General features: G+C 46.1%; 16 protein-coding genes and 1 pseudogene. 14 read left to right on the forward strand and 3 right to left on the reverse strand.

The window, feature by feature from the left end; all coding sequences use genetic code 11:
* The first annotated feature begins 7 nt into the window (after window positions 1-7).
* The 11 genes from eno to SB724_RS12150 all read left to right on the forward strand — a co-directional run bounded on the left by eno (window position 8) and on the right by SB724_RS12150 (window position 12,078).
* On the forward strand, window positions 8-1,300 hold the full coding sequence (gene eno, locus SB724_RS12100) for a phosphopyruvate hydratase (protein ID WP_007409956.1): 1,293 nt from the start codon (window positions 8-10) through the stop codon (window positions 1,298-1,300).
* A gap of 168 nt (window positions 1,301-1,468) precedes the next feature.
* Entirely contained in the window at window positions 1,469-2,749 is a 1,281-nt protein-coding gene (locus tag SB724_RS12105) for a M28 family peptidase (RefSeq protein ID WP_410571283.1), read from the forward strand.
* Window positions 2,750-3,014: 265 nt separating this feature from the next.
* A complete protein-coding gene (locus SB724_RS12110; RefSeq protein WP_043020631.1) occupies window positions 3,015-4,349 on the forward strand; it encodes a nucleotide sugar dehydrogenase in 1,335 nt (444 codons plus the stop codon).
* Between the two features lie 48 nt (window positions 4,350-4,397).
* On the forward strand, window positions 4,398-5,528 hold the full coding sequence (locus SB724_RS12115; protein WP_410571285.1) for a DegT/DnrJ/EryC1/StrS family aminotransferase: 1,131 nt from the start codon (window positions 4,398-4,400) through the stop codon (window positions 5,526-5,528).
* Window positions 5,525-6,454, forward strand: a complete 930-nt coding sequence (locus SB724_RS12120; RefSeq protein WP_265972958.1) for an NAD-dependent epimerase/dehydratase family protein — start codon at window positions 5,525-5,527, stop codon at window positions 6,452-6,454. Before SB724_RS12115 ends, SB724_RS12120 begins: the two co-directional genes overlap by 4 nt.
* A complete protein-coding gene (locus SB724_RS12125) occupies window positions 6,420-7,676 on the forward strand; it encodes an aminotransferase class V-fold PLP-dependent enzyme (protein WP_410571288.1) in 1,257 nt (418 codons plus the stop codon). The genes SB724_RS12120 and SB724_RS12125 overlap by 35 nt, the downstream gene beginning before the upstream one ends.
* A gap of 11 nt (window positions 7,677-7,687) precedes the next feature.
* Window positions 7,688-8,569 carry a GNAT family N-acetyltransferase gene (locus SB724_RS12130; RefSeq protein ID WP_265972962.1) on the forward strand — a complete coding sequence of 294 codons (882 nt, stop codon included), beginning with the start codon at window positions 7,688-7,690 and terminating at the stop codon, window positions 8,567-8,569.
* Window positions 8,542-9,300: a WbqC family protein gene (locus tag SB724_RS12135; protein WP_410571290.1), complete on the forward strand. Its 759-nt coding sequence runs from the start codon at window positions 8,542-8,544 to the stop codon at window positions 9,298-9,300. The genes SB724_RS12130 and SB724_RS12135 overlap by 28 nt, the downstream gene beginning before the upstream one ends.
* On the forward strand, window positions 9,263-9,940 hold the full coding sequence (locus SB724_RS12140; RefSeq protein ID WP_265972964.1) for a PIG-L deacetylase family protein: 678 nt from the start codon (window positions 9,263-9,265) through the stop codon (window positions 9,938-9,940). The genes SB724_RS12135 and SB724_RS12140 overlap by 38 nt, the downstream gene beginning before the upstream one ends.
* 7 nt (window positions 9,941-9,947) lie before the next feature.
* Window positions 9,948-10,868, forward strand: a complete 921-nt coding sequence (locus SB724_RS12145; protein WP_265972966.1) for a TIM barrel protein — start codon at window positions 9,948-9,950, stop codon at window positions 10,866-10,868.
* Window positions 10,843-12,078 (forward strand): MFS transporter, encoded by a 1,236-nt coding sequence (locus tag SB724_RS12150; protein WP_088461686.1) that lies wholly within the window; start codon window positions 10,843-10,845, stop codon window positions 12,076-12,078. The genes SB724_RS12145 and SB724_RS12150 overlap by 26 nt, the downstream gene beginning before the upstream one ends.
* A gap of 43 nt (window positions 12,079-12,121) precedes the next feature.
* Here the strand turns inward: SB724_RS12150 and SB724_RS12155 are convergent, their stop codons facing one another.
* Window positions 12,122-12,583 carry a GNAT family N-acetyltransferase gene (locus tag SB724_RS12155; RefSeq protein ID WP_265972969.1) on the reverse strand — a complete coding sequence of 154 codons (462 nt, stop codon included), beginning with the start codon at window positions 12,581-12,583 and terminating at the stop codon, window positions 12,122-12,124.
* A gap of 132 nt (window positions 12,584-12,715) precedes the next feature.
* Here SB724_RS12155 and SB724_RS12160 point away from each other — a divergent pair.
* Window positions 12,716-14,505 (forward strand): annotated as a pseudogene (locus tag SB724_RS12160) (zinc ribbon domain-containing protein).
* Between the two features lie 41 nt (window positions 14,506-14,546).
* Here SB724_RS12160 and SB724_RS12165 read toward each other — a convergent pair.
* On the reverse strand, window positions 14,547-15,257 hold the full coding sequence (locus tag SB724_RS12165; RefSeq protein ID WP_410571294.1) for a zinc ribbon domain-containing protein: 711 nt from the start codon (window positions 15,255-15,257) through the stop codon (window positions 14,547-14,549).
* A 438-nt stretch (window positions 15,258-15,695) separates the two neighbouring features.
* Between SB724_RS12165 and SB724_RS12170 the strand changes: the two genes are divergently transcribed.
* Window positions 15,696-16,328, forward strand: a complete 633-nt coding sequence (locus SB724_RS12170) for an NAAT family transporter (protein WP_007409973.1) — start codon at window positions 15,696-15,698, stop codon at window positions 16,326-16,328.
* A 20-nt stretch (window positions 16,329-16,348) separates the two neighbouring features.
* On the opposite strand, the gene SB724_RS12175 is transcribed toward SB724_RS12170, so the two are convergent.
* Window positions 16,349-16,906, reverse strand: a complete 558-nt coding sequence (locus SB724_RS12175) for a GbsR/MarR family transcriptional regulator (RefSeq protein ID WP_045208938.1) — start codon at window positions 16,904-16,906, stop codon at window positions 16,349-16,351.
* Window positions 16,907-17,166: 260 nt separating this feature from the next.
* Between SB724_RS12175 and opuCA the strand changes: the two genes are divergently transcribed.
* On the forward strand, window positions 17,167-18,306 hold the full coding sequence (opuCA, locus tag SB724_RS12180) for an osmoprotectant ABC transporter ATP-binding protein OpuCA (protein ID WP_003151651.1): 1,140 nt from the start codon (window positions 17,167-17,169) through the stop codon (window positions 18,304-18,306).
* Window positions 18,307-18,312: the final 6 nt, after the last annotated feature.

Genomic DNA, 18,312 nt, shown 5'->3' on the forward strand with positions numbered 1-18,312 from the left:
CAAACTCATGCCATACATTGTTGATGTTTATGCACGCGAAGTCCTTGACTCCCGCGGCAACCCAACAGTTGAAGTTGAAGTATATACAGAAACAGGAGCTTTCGGCCGCGCATTAGTGCCAAGCGGAGCTTCTACAGGTGAATACGAAGCGGTTGAGCTTCGTGACGGCGACAAAGACCGTTACCTTGGAAAAGGCGTGTTAACTGCTGTTAACAACGTAAACGAAATCATTTCTCCAGAGCTTCTCGGCTTTGACGTAACTGAACAAAACGCAATCGATCAGCTTTTAATCGAGCTTGACGGAACTGAAAACAAAGGCAAACTCGGTGCGAACGCAATCCTTGGCGTATCTATGGCTTGTGCGCGCGCAGCTGCTGATTTCTTACAGATTCCTCTTTACCAATACCTTGGAGGATTCAACTCAAAAACGCTTCCTGTACCGATGATGAACATCGTAAACGGCGGAGAGCATGCTGACAACAACGTAGACATTCAAGAATTCATGATTATGCCTGTAGGCGCGCCTAACTTCCGTGAAGCGCTTCGCATGGGCGCTCAAATCTTCCACAGCCTGAAATCAGTTCTTTCTGCTAAAGGAATGAACACAGCTGTAGGTGACGAAGGCGGATTCGCTCCGAACCTTGGTTCTAACGAAGAAGCGCTTCAAACAATCGTTGAAGCAATCGAAAAAGCCGGCTTCAAACCTGGCGAAGAAGTGAAGCTTGCTATGGATGCTGCATCTTCTGAGTTCTACAACAAAGAAGACGGCAAATACCATCTGTCTGGCGAAGGCGTTGTGAAAACATCTGCTGAAATGGTTGACTGGTACGAAGAAATGGTTTCTAAATACCCAATCATCTCTATCGAAGACGGACTTGACGAGAACGACTGGGAAGGCCACAAACTTCTTACAGAGCGTCTTGGCAAAAAAGTTCAGCTTGTCGGTGACGACCTTTTCGTTACAAACACGAAAAAGCTTGCTGAAGGTATCAAAAACGGCGTAGGCAACTCTATCCTGATCAAAGTAAACCAAATCGGTACATTGACTGAAACATTCGATGCGATCGAAATGGCGAAACGCGCAGGCTACACTGCCGTTATCTCTCACCGTTCAGGTGAAACTGAAGACAGCACAATCGCTGACATCGCTGTGGCAACTAATGCAGGACAAATCAAAACAGGTGCTCCGTCCCGTACGGACCGTGTTGCGAAATACAACCAGCTTCTTCGCATCGAAGATCAGTTGGCTGAAACTGCTCAATACCACGGTATCAACTCTTTCTACAACTTGAATAAGTAATGAAATGGACGCCGGGAGATATTCTCCCGGCGTTTTTTTATGCTCCCGGGTTTTTCCCTCCTTTTTCATCATCTTCATTTGGTCAATAATATTCATTTTTCCCCTTTTTAAAGGAATCAGTGTTCTTCAATCGAAAGGGAAGAGGTGTTAATAAGAGGAGGGATTATGATGAAATTTTCATTTATGTCAGCCGCGGTGGCAGCAAGCGTTATATGGGGCGCGTCTGCCGGGCCGCTGTCCGAAATCCATGGTTATTCAGCCGTGACCGCCCCGGTTTTTGATGCTGATGAGGCATTGGACACTATGCATGATCTGAGTGAAACCATTGGTCCGCGGGAAACCGGAACTGCGAAAGAAAAGGAAGCGGCTGAATACATATCGAATCGCCTGCGGGCTCAGGGCGCCAGTGTCAAAGTACAGTCATTTCCATTGAAAAAGTACTTTTCAGGTTCAGTCACAGCGGGAGATCATGAATTTCCGCTCCGCTCCGCTGATCAATCCGCTGTTGAAAAAGAGCTGAGAATTGAGAGAGGGATTTTTGACGGCGGCTGCGGATCACGCGATGACGTAACAGGAGCCAAAGGAAAGATTGCAGTGATACGCGAAGGAAAGATCCCCGTTTCTCAAAAGATCAAACATGCCGAACAAGCGGGAGCCAAAGCAGTCATTATTTATAATCAGACAACAAAACCGCTCGCCGTCCGTCCGCATACCGATAAAGGAATCACGATACCGGCGGCGGGTATGAAAAAAGAAGACGGTGAAGCATTGCTGAAGGAAAAGCAGGCAGTCATTCAATTTAAAAACTATAAAAACCGCACCTCACAAAATATTATAGGAACGCGCAAAGCAGCACAGGCCAACTCTTCTGATGCTGATATTATTTATGTCACAGCGCATTATGACAGCGTAAAAGGCGCGCCCGGAGCGGATGATAACGCCTCAGGCACATCTGCCGTTCTGGAAATCAGCAAGCAATTCACACACATACCGAAAGACAAAGAGATCCGCTTTATCCTGTTCGGTGCAGAAGAATTATGGTCTGCGGGTTCATCTTATTACGTCAGTACACTCACGAACAATGAAAGAAAGCACAGCCAAGCCAATTTTAATGCCGATATGATTGCGACTGACTGGGAAGAAGCGAGTCAAATGTGTGTCACGACTCCTGACGGCAAGGAAAACCCGAGCGTCCGGTATGCTGAAAAAGCCGCTGAAAAATCCCGCTTGGTCAAGCCAAACCTGATTCAGCTCGGTTACTCAGACCATGTCTCTTTTTATGAAGCAGGGATTCCGTCGGCTAACTGGATTTGGCTCAGCCCCGATACACAGGAGCCGGGGCCTTGGTATCACACCGAGAATGATAATATGAAACACATCAGCAAAGAACGATTAGAGAAAGCGGGAGCACTCGTTTCCGCGGCTGTAACTGAGGCAGTGAAAGAATAAAAGACAGGCTTCGGCCTGTTTTTTTATATTGTTTTCTGTATATTCTCTCAATTAAGGGAGATTTTCTCACTCGTTACCATATATATACCATTTGACAGGATTTTATTTTACAAATAAAAGAAAAATAAATAGATAATACCTAATTTATAAAAGGATGTAAAACTCATTTATCAAATTTTAACTTTTGTTATAATTGCGATATCGATCGATATTTGTTTAAAATTGTAAAAAACAATACTCTTTTCTATCTATTAGGGGGCGAAAAATGAATACTGTCACAAAAGAAGCCAGCAACCTTGGTCAAAAACGGCTGTTACATCTAATTGAAACGAAGCAGGCGATAGTAGGCGTGTTAGGCATGGGATATGTGGGATTTCCTCTTGCGCTGGAATGTGTCGATAAAGGATACAATGTTATCGGATTCGACAAAAACAGTGAAAAGGTTTCCTTGTTAGCCGCCGGAAGCAGCCATATTCAAGATATAGAGGACGACAGACTGAACTCGGCTTTACAAACAAAACGCTTTCAAATCAGCGCCGACATGTCGCTCATCCAAAAGTGCGACATCATTGTGATATGTGTGCCGACACCCCTGAACAAAAAAGACAAGATCCCCGATTTAACCTACATCGACAGTGCAGTTGACAGCATGATCGCTTATGGAAGGCAGCATCAGCTTTTAATTTTAGAAAGCACCACCTATCCCGGAACAACGAAAAAAAAGATTGCCGACAGAATGGCATCAAGCCGCGGCATGAAAATAGGAACAGACTTTTTTACGGCTTATTCTCCGGAAAGAATCGATCCGGGCAACAGGCAATATGAAGTTTCAGATATTCCTAAAGTAGTCGGCGGAACCACACAGACTTGCACAGAACTTGCCTCAGCGTTTTACAGCACCATTGTTACAAGCATTCACCCGGTCACCTCACCCGAAGTAGCTGAAACAGCTAAACTCCTAGAGAATACTTATCGTTATGTCAATATAGCTCTTATCAATGAAATGGCGCTTAATTGCCGTGAACTTGATATTGATATATGGGAAGTCATCTGCGCGGCGGACACGAAGCCGTTCGGCTTTCAAAAATTCATCCCGGGCCCCGGAGTCGGAGGCCATTGTATCCCGATTGACCCTTTTTACTTCAAATGGATTGCGAATGAAAAAGGGCTACAGACGAAATTAATTGATCTGGCGGACGAAATCAATTCCAACATGCCGATTTCTGTCTCTGACTATGCTTTGAAACTGGCGGGCAAAGACAAATGCAGCATCTTAATAATAGGGGCCGCTTATAAAAAAAATACAAATGACCCGCGTGAATCCTCAGTGTTTACGATAATGGAAGAATTGATGGACAAGGGATGCGCGATTGATTATCATGATCCGTTTATCAGCGAGATCCGCTTGAATGACGGAAGCCGCAAACAATCTGTCCCTTTCACAAAAGAACAAATCAATCAGTACGACGTCATCATCATTCATACAGATCACGATGTCATCGACTACAGTATTTTGAAGGATGCCTCACCGATTATCTTTGACACAAGAAATGTATGCAAGGAAAAATCAGCCGACAATTGCAGAGTTGTCACTTTATAGGAGGGAACGGTCATTAGTAATCGATTTATCTCTTTTCACAGACCTGATATGACAAACGAAGAAATCGCAAGCGTAACCGAAACGATTCAATCGGGCTGGATTTCGAAAGGCCCGAAGGTAATCGATTTTGAAAAAAAGCTGGGAGAATGTATAGGAGCCGAACACGTCATCAGCTGTAATTCAGGCACCGCTGCATTACATATGGCTTTATTGGCGCTCGGGGTGGGAGAAGGCGATGAAGTCATCGTGCCGAGCTTCACGTTCTGTTCCAGCGTCAATGTCATCCTGCACGCCGGAGCCGTTCCTGTGTTTGCGGATATGTGCGAGAAAAGTCTATGTGCCGATCCTGAAGATGTCAGGAAGAAAATAACGCCGCGCACAAAAGCGGTAATTGCGGTTCATTTTGCCGGCTATCCGGCTGATCTGGAAAACTTGCAATCCATTTGTAAAGAAAACGGATTGTATCTGATTGAAGACGCCGCTCATGCGCTCGGTACAAAATATAACGGAAGCATGATCGGCACTCACGGCGATGCCGTGTGTTTCAGCTTTTATGCCACCAAAAATATTACAACGGGGGAAGGCGGAGCCCTCGTCATGAAAGACGAACAGGCCGCAGAAAGAGCGAGGCTGTACGGCTGGCACGGCATCACAAAAAATGCCTGGAACCGGTACGGTGAAAAAGGCAGCTGGAGATACGACGTTTTACTGCCGGGCTTTAAATATAATATGACGGATATTCAGGCCGCGCTCGGTCTGGTTCAATTGAAACGCGCAAACGAAATTCAAGAAAAACGGGAACAGATCGCTCAATTTTATGTACGTGAACTGTCAGGCCAATCTGACAAAGCGGCGCTTCCGCTTTCTGACATTCCAAGCGGCATAACGCACTCATGGCATTTATTTATTTTGCGGATTCGAGAAAACGGCGGTATGGACAGAGATCTGTTTATTGAGAAAATGAAAGAAAAACAAATCGGGCTGAGCGTGCACTTTATTCCCGTGCATTTGCATCCTTACTATAAAAAACATTTTCCTGCCGAGCTTCCGGTAACTGAACGTGTTTTCCGGGAGATCGTATCACTGCCTCTTTACAGCCAGTTATCAGATGAGGATTGCAGCTATATTGTCAAGTCTATAAAAGAAGTTTTGACTATCAGCCAGGAGGTTGGATCATGAAACATATTGCGATTATCGGAGGAGCCGGTTTTATCGGAAGCGAACTGGCGGCATTATTACAGGCTAAAGGTTATCACACCATCATTGCAGACCAAAAGGAGCCGGCTTTTGACACTGAATACCGCCAAACGGATATTCTTGACCGGACGTCCCTACGCGAATCACTGCGGGGAGCGGATGCGGTTGTCCATTTGGCGGCAATGGTCGGAGTGGACAGCTGCCGAAGCAATGAAGAAGACGTCATACGGGTCAATTTTGAAGGAACGAAAAACGTAACTGAGGTATGCGGTGAATTGGGAATCAGCACACTTCTTTTCTCATCGAGTTCAGAAGTGTTCGGAGATTCACCTGATTTTCCTTATACCGAGACAAGCAGAAAGCTTCCGAAATCGGCTTACGGAAAAGCCAAACTGCAATCAGAGGAATATTTGAGAGAACAGGCTTCCGACAAACTTCATATTCGGGTCGTCCGGTACTTTAATGTATACGGGCCGAAACAGCGCGAAGATTTTGTCATCAACAAGTTTTTCAGCCTGGCCGAGAATGGCTCTGAGCTGCCTCTTTACGGGGACGGCGGACAAATACGCTGCTTCAGCTACATCAGTGATATCGTCACCGGAACTTATCTCGCTCTCGTTCATGAAGGAGCCGTCTTTGAAGACTTCAATATCGGGAACGACCAGCCGATCACGATAAAAGAACTGGCTGAAAAAGTCAATGTGCTTTCAGGCAGAGAGAAGGATAACTATCTGTTTAAAAAGCTGGGCGAAGACGGCGTGAGGGGAAAAGACATCGAGATTTTTAAACGGGCGCCGTCAATCGAGAAGGCGAAACGTTTGCTCGGTTACGCTCCGAAAGTAAGTCTGAATGAAGGCCTGGAGATCATAAAAGATGAAAGACAAAAGCACAAACTTCCACTTTCCTAAAAACCCGGAAGTGGTCAAATATCCCGTTTATCCTGGACAGCTTTCCGTCAGGGGCCGTCTGCGCGCGGTGAAACACTTGCTTACTGCCGGACAAAGCGGACTGACTGAAAAACTGGAAAAACGTTACGGGAAAGGAATTGTGCTGACCTCCAGCGGCAGTGCGGCACTGGTGCTCGCATTAACTTATTCGGGAGCCGGGCCGGGGAAAGAAGTGATTTTCTCATCCTTCAGCTGCCCGAATGTCATTGATGCCGTGCTGCAATCCGGTGCGACGCCTGTGTTTGCGCAGCTGGATGAGCATCTATCCTTATCGTTTGAGGATGTCAAAAAAAAAGTGACAACGCAGACGTGTGCGGTTATCCTCACGCATGTATACGGCCGGAGAGAAAATACCGCTATCATTGACTGGGCGAAGGAAAACGGAATTGCTGTCATTGATGATGCCGCTCAAGCCATGTTTACAAAACAAGCGGATACATTTGCCGGCGGTTTGGGCGATTTCGGCATTTTAAGCTTCGGCCCCTCAAAGCCGCTTGCGAGTATCGGAGGCGGCGCGTTAATCGCGCCGAAAGAATGGCTTCGGCAAAAAGCAAATTTCCCGATGGAACAGCGCAGCCAAGTGGCAGCTGACTATCGAATTTATATCAGAAATCAAAGAATCCAAGCTGTAATGAAACGGAAACGGCATCATCCTATTTCATATATGTTTAGAAAAGCGGGCGCCATGCCTTCCATGAAAGCCACAAAGCTCGAAGCTCTGCCGGATAAACCGGCTGTTGTACCCGTGTTTCGCATGCATCCGGCAAGGGAAGCCATTATTGATGATCAGCTTTCACGTATGGATCAGCTTGTAACAGCTTCACTTCGAAATTTAGAGACGGCGGGAGAAATCTTTGCAAAGGCGGGAGAAACAAACGGCATAAGAATGATCCAGCCCCAAGAAGGAGAACATCTGAATTATTTAACGATTGTATTCCCCAGGGATGAAGAGCGGTACGGGTGTTCCGTTTATTTAGCTGAAAGAGGCATCCAAACATGCTGGAACTATCTTCCCCTCGGCCGTATTCCGATTTATGAAACATACGCGGGGGAAGGCGGGGAAGACCCGCTTTGGAAGAGAGTTCTTTCTCTGCCGTTTAAACCCCCTCTTCAAAAGGAGCAAGTCAAATATATAGCCGAATCCGTTTTATCATATTATGAGCAAAAGAATAAGACTGAATAGTGGTGATAACTATGCAAAAAACAGCAGTATACACGACCCGCCAGGCATGGGATCGGGCCGCTGACATGTATCAGGCGGGATTGTTTCAAAGCTATGATTGGGGAATCCTCATGGAAGAGCTTCCCGGCACGTCATTTCACCCTGTCAGACTGACAACGGACGGAGGACAAGTCATCTATCTTCCGCTTTTTGAACAGAAGGGCGTATTATCCGGCAATATGATCGGATACGGGGGCGTTATTTCAGATCGCCCCATCTCATTTGAATGGCTTCAAAGTGAAATCCAGACCATATTCGGCCGGAACATATCCCGGATGCTGCTGCCGTACGGTCAGACTTCTTTTACAGAAGAAATCGGGGAAGGGTGGACTGAAAAGGCAACACGGATCCTTACGCTTCCGGACACGTTTGACGAACTTTGGACAGGCATTTCCGGAAAAGCCCGGACGGCAGTCAGATACGCTGAAAAAGAGAATATTGTCACCCGGCTGATCGGGCGAAAAGAACTTGGCGCGTTTTATGACCTCTACAAAGAGCATACGTCGGCAATCGGCGCGGCTTATGTGCTGAGCCAAGGCTTTTTCCAAAAACTGCTTGACACGTTTGCGGACCGGATGTTTTGGATCGGAGCATATCAGGATGAGACGCTGATCAGCAGCAGTATTTTTCTCTATGACCGCTCTCATTTCTATTATTGGCAGAATATAAACAGCCTGGCGGGAAAAAAAGCGCAGGCCTCTTACTTATTGATGCGTGACGCCCTGCAATTCGCCATTCGCCGCAAGCTTCAATGGGCTGATTTTGGCTATTCACACAGTAAAGAAATCGCAAGACCGAAACGATATTGGGGAGCTGAAGAAAAACAATGCCGACTTTTTACGAAACCGGAATGAAAACAATAAGCGGCCATCAATCCAGTTATCTGCCGTGGTACGGTTTTTTTGAAAAAATGTATAAGTCGGATCTGTTTGCCATTCATGACACAGCTCAATTTGAGAAAAAAGGATTTCTCAACCGCAACAGAATCAAAACGCCACAGGGCCCCAGATGGCTGACGGTGCCTTTGCAGATGAAACAATATAAAGACATAGAGCTTCGGCATATGAAAATCGACCAGACACAGGATTGGCGGAAAAAACATTGGATGGCGATTAAAATGAACTATGCGAAAGCTCCCTATTTTGAGCGATACCAGCATTTTTTTCAAGATGTCTATCAGCGGGAGTGGGAATATCTCCATGATTTGAATATGCACATCATTGAATTTTTCCGAAAAGAGCTGCGAATTGAAACGCCGCTCTGTTATGTCTCTGAGCTTGAATGCCGGAAGGAGAAAAAAAGCGATTTTGTTTTAGCGTTTTGTCAGGAGCTGGGGGCGGACCGTTATTATTCAGGCAGTCAGGGTTCCGACTATTTAATAGAAAGCGATTTTGAAAGAAACGGAATTGTCATTGAGTATCAGCAGATCCGACATTTTGGCTATCCTCAATTATTCGGGGAGCATATCCCTCACCTCTCCATGCTTGATATGCTGATGAACTGCGGAGCGGATACAGCCGAAATGTTAGTCAAAGGAGGGCAATATGATGAAAGTAATGGTATTTGCAGCGCATCCCGACGATGAAATTATCGGCGTCGGCGGCACGCTCGCCAAACATGTCCGCCAAGGTGACAGCGTGTCGGCAGTCATTATGGCGGAAGGCAAGTCATCAAGAAAAACGGATTATGAGAAGCCTGAAGAGTCCGTTATGCAGCATTCTAATCAAGAAACGGAGCAGGCGCTCAGCACTTTGGGCATCCATGATTTTGTCAGGCTGAACCTTCCTGATAACAGAATGGATTCAATGGATTTGCTGGATGTCGTGAAGGAAGCGGAGAAACAAATCAATCGTTTTCAGCCGGACATTGTGTATACCCAGTACGGCGGTGACATTAATATTGACCACTCCGTCGTATTCAGAGCGGTCATGACGGCAACCCGTCCGCTTCCCGGTCATACGGTAAAACGGGTTTTTGCCTATGAAACATTGTCTTCGACGGAATGGAATTACTGTCAGAAGGATCAGTTTCATGCCAATTTCTTCGTTAATATTGAAGACGAGCTTGAAACGAAATTGAAATCGATGGCGTGTTACGGTTCCGAGCTCAGAGACTTCCCTCATCCCCGCTCTTTGCAGGCGATCGAACATAATGCCCGTGTGTGGGGAGCAAAATCGGGTTTTACCGCTGCGGAAGCGTTTATGCTTGTGAGAGGAACATGGTGACTGTCCTATGATTGCTCAAATTCCGTTTTTCGGACTTGATCCGAAGCAAATCGATGAGACATGGGTGGAAGCGGGATACGGTCTGGAAGCGAATATTTTTGACGGCCATTCCTTTGGGGAAGCGGATTATCTCAAAACATTCAATCAGACGCTGGAATATGCAAAACAGCTTGATCCTTCATTATTGACGCTGCATTTCCCGACAGATCATGCCGATTATGTGCATGAAGATCACATCAAAAAACAGCTTTATCACTTTGCGGAGCTCGCTGTGAAATACGGCGTCAAAGGCATAACCGTTCATGCGAATCAATTTATGACGGTTGAGGAATTTCAAGTCTATGACCTGGAAGGAAACCGTAAAAAAATCGTTGAGTTTTTCGCGGAGTTTGATGAGCGGCTGAAAGGGACGGACATTTGGATCGGTGTGGAAAACCTTCCGATCATCGGGAATCTGGGAGAGGATTTTGATCCGATTTTCATTTATCCTGAGGATTTTACAGAGCTGGTGCAGCTGGATCTGAAGCATGTCGGTATTACGTGGGATCTGTGCCATTGGGCGATTACCTATCAGACTCACTTGTCTTCCGCCCTTATGTTCAGAAATGATCAGCTGAAATATCCTGATTTCTTTCAGTTTCTTTCGATAAAAGAGAGCATTAAGCATTATCACTTCAGCTCTTTTCGCCAGCTTGCGTTCCCGCATGGGGGCGTCCGCTGTTTTGAGGGCCGCCATCCGAGTGAAGGGACGATCGCTGAGGAGCTGCTGAGACGGGCTGCAGATACTTTGCAGGAGCTTTATCGGAATCAAGATACCGGCATTGTATTTGAGGTGATGGAAGAGGATTATACGGAAAGACGGGAATCATGGAGAACGCTGGAATGGTTCGGCGGTGTTTCTGATGACGAGGATCAAAAAAGGGTCTGATATGACATATCGAACACCGAACTATGCAAAGCTTTGGTGTGCACAGGTGTTTTCTTCAGCGGCGGATGGGGTCTGGCTCATTGCTCTGCCGCTGTTAGTGCTGGAATTGACCGGCAGCAAAATTCTTGTCGGCGTTATTTCTTTTATCGAACTCGTGCCGTTGACATTTGGCGTGCTGGCGGGACCGCTGATTGATTTATTCCGAAAAAAGTCGATCTTGTATTTGTGCAATACGGGCCGGGCCGTCATCATGATCCTCTTGGCGGTGCTCAGCGCGAACGATTTATTAACCGTGTGGATAGCCGGGGTGTGCGCCTTTTGTCTATCTCTGCAATCGATGCTGTTTGCGCCGGCGAAAGTCGCGATCATTCCGCTGCTCGTCCGTAAACAGCATCTTGATCAGGCGACATCTCTGATCAATACGAGTGACTTGATCGGACTCATCGTCGGAAAATTGATCAGCGGGATCATGATTGCGGCTATTCCGTTCGGGCTGCTGTTTGCCATAAACGGAACTGCTTTTTTTATCTCCGCGGCATTTATCGCGTTCATACGTATTTCAGAACAGCCCAATGAAAAAAGCAACGGAACTGAAGATGTAAAATCCGGTTACAGAATGCTGAAAGGAAATGCGGCATGGCTGACATCGGTCGGATACTTTTTCGTCGTAAATCTCGTCATTGCCGGCCTTATTTCAGTAATGGGGCCGATTCTTGCTGTGGAGCGTTTTCAGCAGAACTATTCTGTATGGTTTGCCGTCATGTATTCAATGTTTCAGGCGGGGATGCTTTTGGGCAATCTGGCCGTATTTTTCAAATGGAATACAAAACGCTTGAACCGGCTGTACCCGCGGACGTTAACGGCAGCGGGACTGCTCATTATGCTCCTGTTTTTTCCCCTTCATGGGTTTGAGTGCATCATTTTCCTGGTGCTTGGCATTATCATCTCGTATATTGATGTGCAAACGGTGCTGTATTTCCAAAAGACGGTTCCGGCTGCATATTTCGGAAGGGTCTTTGCACTGATTTTTTCCATTGTCAAAATGGGTGAACCGCTGTCGGCCGCTGTCTACACAGGGCTTCTGCTGTTGATGAATGCGGATTATATTTTTGCGGCTGTCGGACTGACCCTTACGATCGTTTTTGCTATTTTTTCAGTCAGACAAGGGAGTCAAAGAAATACAGAGAAACAAGCAGATCAATCCGTCTGAATGGTAAACGAAGGGGCGCCGATCTCAGCCGGCGCCCTTTTTATCATAAATCCAAATAAAGCCGTATCATATCCCGGCATTGAATGCCGTTTTCAAAAATGTCTTCATCATAATGCCTGATAAAAAAATCATGGTCGACAGCCTGAATGCGGAATCCGCATTTTTGATAGAGTGACAGCTGATGAATACTGGAATTTCCGGTGCCGATTTCAATCGTGTCAGCTCCCGATTGTCTCGCTTTTTCAATGGCATCTTGCACCAGCTGTTTTCCGAATCCCCTGTTCTGCAGCGATTCTTTTACCGCGATGTTTACGATTTCTATCGTTTTAGGCCTTGTTTGCAATAAAACGTAAACCCCTGCAAGCTCGTCTGACGTCCAAGCCGTATAGCATTCTCCTCTTACAAGATAATCATCGACAATCTCCCTCGACGGATCGGCCAGCAGCAATAGTTCATACAGCGCTTCATCCGGCTTCGCGGCTTTTCGGATACTCAGTTTTTGCATGTCCGTTTCTCCTCCTCCGTTATGATCGACAGCTATTTTTTCAAAATAACTCCAAAATCATTCTACTTTATTATAAAATATGAAACATAGGAAAAGTTATACAAGTTTTGCAGATTGAATAGGAGGAAAGTCATGTTTTTTTGTAAGTATTGCGGCCAGCAGAACAACGAAGAGGCGCATTTCTGTAAAGAATGCGGAAAACCGATCGGGAAAGGAAGCCGGCTGGAGCGGCAGGCGGCTGTAAGAACGGTGAACCTGCTTCACAAATAAGAAAGCCGATCCCTAAAAAAACGCTCTTCATATGGGGCGGCATTGCCGCAGCGCTGATCTTATTGATTGCCGCATATAAAACCGGAGCCTGGCTGACATCTGAAAAAAGGCTCACAGATCAATTCGAACAGGCGGTTCATGACGGGGACACGAAAAAGCTCGCAGCCCTGCTCACTCCTTCAGACAAAAAACTGAAGCTGAATGAGACCAATGTCAAACCGCTCCTTGCATACGCAAAGAAACACGATGAACTGCTGGCATCGCTTCGCGGCAATTCATCAGAAAAAGATGCGGTATACGTCAAAAAAGAGGGTAAAACCCTTCTTTTGTTTGACCATTACGAATTGAAAGTCGATCCGGTTTATTTCCGCGTCACCAGCAATTATAAAGGCGCCGATCTTTATATCAACAGCGAGAAAACAGGTACGGTCAAAAAAGCCGATGAAACCCAAATCTTCGGTCCGTATGCACCCGGTGTCTACACGGCGGAAGCCAAGCTTAAAAATGAGACGGTTGACGTTGTCAAAAAGCAAGAGGCAGAGGCGGCCGGCAGCCGGAATGTTGAGTTTGACCTGCCGTTAGACGCCGAGGATGTGACGTTCACTCCGGCAGACAGCTTCAAAAGCGCGAAAGGCGATCTGCTGATAAACGGCAAGTCCGTCCATAAAGATCCGTTTGAATCCGTTACATACGGTCCGCTCTTAACTGACGGTTCCATGACAGCCGCCGTGGAGGCTGATTTTCCTTGGGGGAAAACAAAAACTGCCGATGTTCCGATCAACAGCACTGATATGGAATTAACGCTTATCCCGGATCAAGATACACAACAAACAATCATGGACACGATTGTCAAAACAACGAAGCAGTATACAAAAGCGATGGCAGACGGAAATACCGATCAGATGACCGAGGCTGGTTCCGCCTGGAAAGAGCAGACGAAAGAAGTGGTATCCGGCATGAAGAGTTCCGGCACCTTTTTGAAGGATCAGTATAAAGAGACAAGTTTTGATCTGGATTCATTTGCGATTTCTCAAGAGAACGGCCGCTGGCAAGTAACTGTTACGGGTAAAGAGCTTCATGAGTCTGCTTATTTCGACGGGAATACGAAGCCTGATATGGAAGAGGCTGAGCCGAGCTTTCATTATGTACTCTCATATGATACAAAACATAAAAAATGGGTTTTTGAAAAAGCTGATCCAGCCTCAGATTCTTCTGGGACAAATGTAAAAAAAATAAAAAACGACCAGCCGAAAACCTATACATCAGCATGGGCATCTTCCAAAGGAAACACAGCTTCAGGCAGCGTGACAAACGAGGAAGTCACATCGTTTATGACTGATTACCTGACAAATCAATCAAGCGCCGTCAGCCTTAACAATTTTGCCATCATGGCGGGCAATTTAGAAGAGGGAAGCCCTTTGTATGCTGATCAGCAGAAACTGGTCAAAAAACTGCACAGCGAGGGAACGACCGAAGTATTTAATGAAGTGAATGTCAAAAGCTTTTCACAGAAAGGCTCTCATCTGACGATTCATACGTACGAGGAGTTTTATATTACGAAAGCCGGCGGCAGTCCGAAGCTCAGAACATACAATTGGACGTATGGCGGCGTTGTTAAAGACGGAAGAATTTATTTAACATCCATTCAATAAAAAAAACCCCCGCGCCAATCAGGCGGCGGGGGTTTCCGTTTTTAAAAGAAGAAATAATTCATGAGTTCTTTTATATAATGCTTGATCGTGAATTGAAACGTTACACAAATGATCAAATAGATGACGATAACAGAATAAATGATATCGGCCTTAGCCGTGAGCTGATGCTGATAGCTCGCCAGCATGAGCGGAGGCACGGCAAACGCCGCTCCTAAAAGACCGACAGCCAGAATGGTAAAGCAAACGGTTGTATGAAGCAGCATAAAAATGAGGGCAAGAAGCAAAATAGCTGTAAACGGAATCAAAAATGCTCCGAATCTGGACAGCGAATCTTTAAATGACACCTGCGCGGCGCCGGCCTTCAAAGCGATAAAAATCAAGAGATACAGGCAAAAAACGCATAATGCAAAGGTAAGCGCCGGTTTGACCACAACCGCGGTAAAACTGACGTCACGAAAGCCGTCTGATAAGAGAATATAAAACATAATCGGCGTCACCAGGCAGAAAAGCACCATGTTGATGATGCTGCTGACAAGCTGTTCGCCGCCTGTCGTTTTACATGTTTGGTACGGTCTCTTTAACACATCAAGCACGAATAAGGCAAATTGCTTTGAAGCTTGCTTAGCCGCGGCGCCGGCCTGAGCGGCCTGGCCCTGCGTTTGGCCTGCGCCTCCCTGCCCGGACTGGGGCGCCCCGCACTTTTCACAAAACCTTCCGCCATCAGTATGATGGCCGCATTGAGAACAATACATTCTAAAACTCCTTTTACAAGTAATATAGGGATTTTGTTCAATATTTACATTATAAAAGAAAATAGGGCGGATGTAACGGAGTTTTCTAAAGATATACAAATCACTTTCTCTATGAATTGATAATAGAGAAAAAGTACCCATTATGGTAGAATTTTAATGAAGCTGATGGATATCATGTCTCTCGGCGCATTGATTCAGAGTAAAAAAGGAAATTAACGCATGCTAAAAAAATTGAAAATGCTTTATCGGCTGTTGAAATTCGGAAAAGGCTTATGGAGATAACAAACAGAAAAAACCGTCCTTACAAGGACGGTTTTTTTCTGTTTCCGGATCGTCCGGCTGAGGTTATAAAAAGCAGACCCCGGGGTAAAAACCATGCATAAGAAACAGCGGAGAACAAAACATAACTCAATAACGGCAAGTCATAAGGAGGTACGCATGTTTTCATTCATCATTCATGTCTTCATTTCACTGTTTGCAGTCTCCAATCCCATCGGAAACGTGCCGATTTTTCTTTCACTGACGGAAGGGTACTCGGAGAAAGAACGGACAGCGATCGCGCGCAAGGCTTCCGTGCTGTCGTTTATCATTTTGGCGGCTTTTTTAATCTTCGGTCATCTGATCTTTAAACTGTTTGACATTAACATTCATGCCTTACGTATCGCGGGCGGCATTTTTATTTTCGGCATCGCTTATAATCTTCTGAATGCGAAGAAATCTCATGTACAGTCTCTCCATCATGAAGAGAAAGGGGAGAGCAAGGAGAAAGCTGATATATCTGTGACGCCTTTGTCGATTCCGATTATCGCCGGACCCGGTACGATCGCGACGGTGATGAGTCTGTCGGCCGGCCATGGCGGCATCTTCCATTACATCAGCGTGCTGATCGGCATTGCGGCCGTCATCGCGATGACGTTCATCTTCTTTCACTATTCATCTTTCATCAGCAATAAGCTCGGGAAAACCGAAATGAACGTCATTACCCGACTGATGGGGCTGATTTTGGCGGTGGTGGCGATCGGCATGATCGGCGCCGGTCTGAAAGGCATGTTCCCGATATTGGTTTCCTGACTTAAAAAAGCAGCGCCCGGTTATCTTCGGGTGCTGCTTTTTTCTATTTTCGGCACATGCTGAAACACTTCTTCACTCTCAAAAAATTCTATCAAACGGCTCAGCCAGTCATAATAATGGAGCCAATCCGTCAGTTCATCCAAAAGCTGACGGGCTTTTTCTTTAATATCGGGACTGAGATTTTCCGATTCCAGAAGCTCAGTCAGCTCGCGGTTCAGCTTTTTATAGAGCATTTTGTTTTTGCTGACCGCCTTTGTCCAATTTGCCGTAAACAGGGAGATAAACGTCTGGTAATAATCACGCTCCACGTCGTAAAGGTCTTTGCGAACGCCTTTTTCAAACACTTTTTCAGCCAGATTGGCGTCAGTCATTTCGCGGACCACCTGGCTCATCCTCGTTTTGCTCATCCCGGTCGCCTCTGACAGCTCATTTAACGTCATCGGCTTGCGGTTCATATAAATAATACCGAGCACACGTCCCAGTGTGGCCGGCATTCCGAATGTATGCATATTCTCGGCGATTCTCTCAATGAGATGCTCTTCAGCATGCCCGATGATATCAAGAGCGTTTTTTTCCACGGCTGATCATCCCTTCACTGGCTTTTCATGCTGACAATATATCATATTTTTTACAGTTGATGAAAAAGATGATGCGGCAGGATATGCGAGCTATCGGGAGCGATTGTAAGAACATCCGCATTGTCAGCGGGATAACATGAAAAAACACGTATATTGTATATAATTTCAACACAATGTAAACTTTTTATTTTACAAATTTCATCTTATAATAAAGATTATACTTTTCAGAAAAATAACGGAACCCTTCGGAGGTGCACGGATTGCTGAGATTAGAAAATGTATCGAAAGTCTATAAAGGCGGAAAAAAAGCTGTCAACAGCATTGATTTAAATATCGAAAAAGGCGAATTTATTTGTTTTATCGGGCCGAGCGGCTGCGGCAAAACGACGACGATGAAAATGATTAACAGACTGATTGAGCCGTCATCCGGAAAGATTTTTATCGATGGCGAAAATATCATGGAGCAGGACCCGGTGGAGCTGAGACGAAAAATCGGCTACGTCATTCAGCAGATCGGACTTTTCCCTCATATGACCATTCAGCAGAACATTTCTCTCGTGCCGAAACTGCTGAAATGGCCGGAACAAAAGCGGAAGGAACGGGCGCGGGAGCTTTTGAAGCTCGTCGATATGGGCCCGGAATATTTAGACCGCTATCCTCACGAGCTGAGCGGCGGACAGCAGCAGAGAATCGGCGTGCTGCGCGCCCTTGCAGCGGAACCGCCTCTTATTCTTATGGATGAACCGTTCGGAGCACTTGATCCGATTACGCGGGATTCCCTTCAAGAAGAATTCAAAAAACTGCAAAGAACATTGAATAAAACGATTGTGTTTGTAACCCACGATATGGATGAAGCCATTAAGCTGGCTGACCGGATCGTCATTTTAAAAGCGGGAGAGATCGTTCAGGCCGGCACTCCTGATGACATTCTCCGGAATCCGGCTAATGAGTTTGTCGAAGAATTTATCGGCAAAGAACGGTTATTGCAATCAAGACCGGATATTGAACGCGTCGAGCAGATGATGAACAAAAAGCCTGTCACCGTTACGGCGGACAAAACGCTTTCGCAGGCGATACAGGTGATGCGGGAACACCGTGTCGATTCCCTGCTTGTCGTTGATGACCTGAATGTGCTGCAAGGATATGTGGATGTGGAAATCATTGATCAGAACCGGAAAAAAGCGAGCCTCGTCGGCGATGTGCTCCGCTCTGATCTGTATACAGTCGAGCAGGGGACACTGCTGCGCGATACCGTACGCAAAATTTTAAAGCGAGGAATGAAATATGTACCCGTCGTTGATGAACAAAGGCATTTAGTCGGAATTGTCACGCGAGCGAGCCTTGTCGACATCGTTTACGATTCAATCTGGGGCGAGGAAGACCAGCTGGTGACAGGCTGACAAGGG

Source organism: Bacillus sp. SIMBA_031 (genome assembly GCF_046535225.1).
GTDB classification, from domain to species: domain Bacteria; phylum Bacillota; class Bacilli; order Bacillales; family Bacillaceae; genus Bacillus; species Bacillus velezensis.

Bases quoted from the DNA above. Each gene is read 5' to 3' on its own strand.
- eno (WP_007409956.1), top strand. From the start codon at position 8: ATGCCATACATTGTTGATGTTTATGCACGCGAAGTCCTTGACTCCCGC.
- SB724_RS12105 (WP_410571283.1), top strand. From the start codon at position 1,469: ATGAAATTTTCATTTATGTCAGCCGCGGTGGCAGCAAGCGTTATATGG.
- SB724_RS12110 (WP_043020631.1), top strand. From the start codon at position 3,015: ATGAATACTGTCACAAAAGAAGCCAGCAACCTTGGTCAAAAACGGCTG.
- SB724_RS12115 (WP_410571285.1), top strand. From the start codon at position 4,398: ATGACAAACGAAGAAATCGCAAGCGTAACCGAAACGATTCAATCGGGC.
- SB724_RS12120 (WP_265972958.1), top strand. From the start codon at position 5,525: ATGAAACATATTGCGATTATCGGAGGAGCCGGTTTTATCGGAAGCGAA.
- SB724_RS12125 (WP_410571288.1), top strand. From the start codon at position 6,420: ATGAAAGACAAAAGCACAAACTTCCACTTTCCTAAAAACCCGGAAGTG.
- SB724_RS12130 (WP_265972962.1), top strand. From the start codon at position 7,688: ATGCAAAAAACAGCAGTATACACGACCCGCCAGGCATGGGATCGGGCC.
- SB724_RS12135 (WP_410571290.1), top strand. From the start codon at position 8,542: ATGCCGACTTTTTACGAAACCGGAATGAAAACAATAAGCGGCCATCAA.
- SB724_RS12140 (WP_265972964.1), top strand. From the start codon at position 9,263: ATGAAAGTAATGGTATTTGCAGCGCATCCCGACGATGAAATTATCGGC.
- SB724_RS12145 (WP_265972966.1), top strand. From the start codon at position 9,948: ATGATTGCTCAAATTCCGTTTTTCGGACTTGATCCGAAGCAAATCGAT.
- SB724_RS12150 (WP_088461686.1), top strand. From the start codon at position 10,843: ATGACGAGGATCAAAAAAGGGTCTGATATGACATATCGAACACCGAAC.
- SB724_RS12155 (WP_265972969.1), bottom strand. From the start codon at position 12,583: ATGCAAAAACTGAGTATCCGAAAAGCCGCGAAGCCGGATGAAGCGCTG.
- SB724_RS12165 (WP_410571294.1), bottom strand. From the start codon at position 15,257: ATGTATTGTTCTCAATGCGGCCATCATACTGATGGCGGAAGGTTTTGT.
- SB724_RS12170 (WP_007409973.1), top strand. From the start codon at position 15,696: ATGTTTTCATTCATCATTCATGTCTTCATTTCACTGTTTGCAGTCTCC.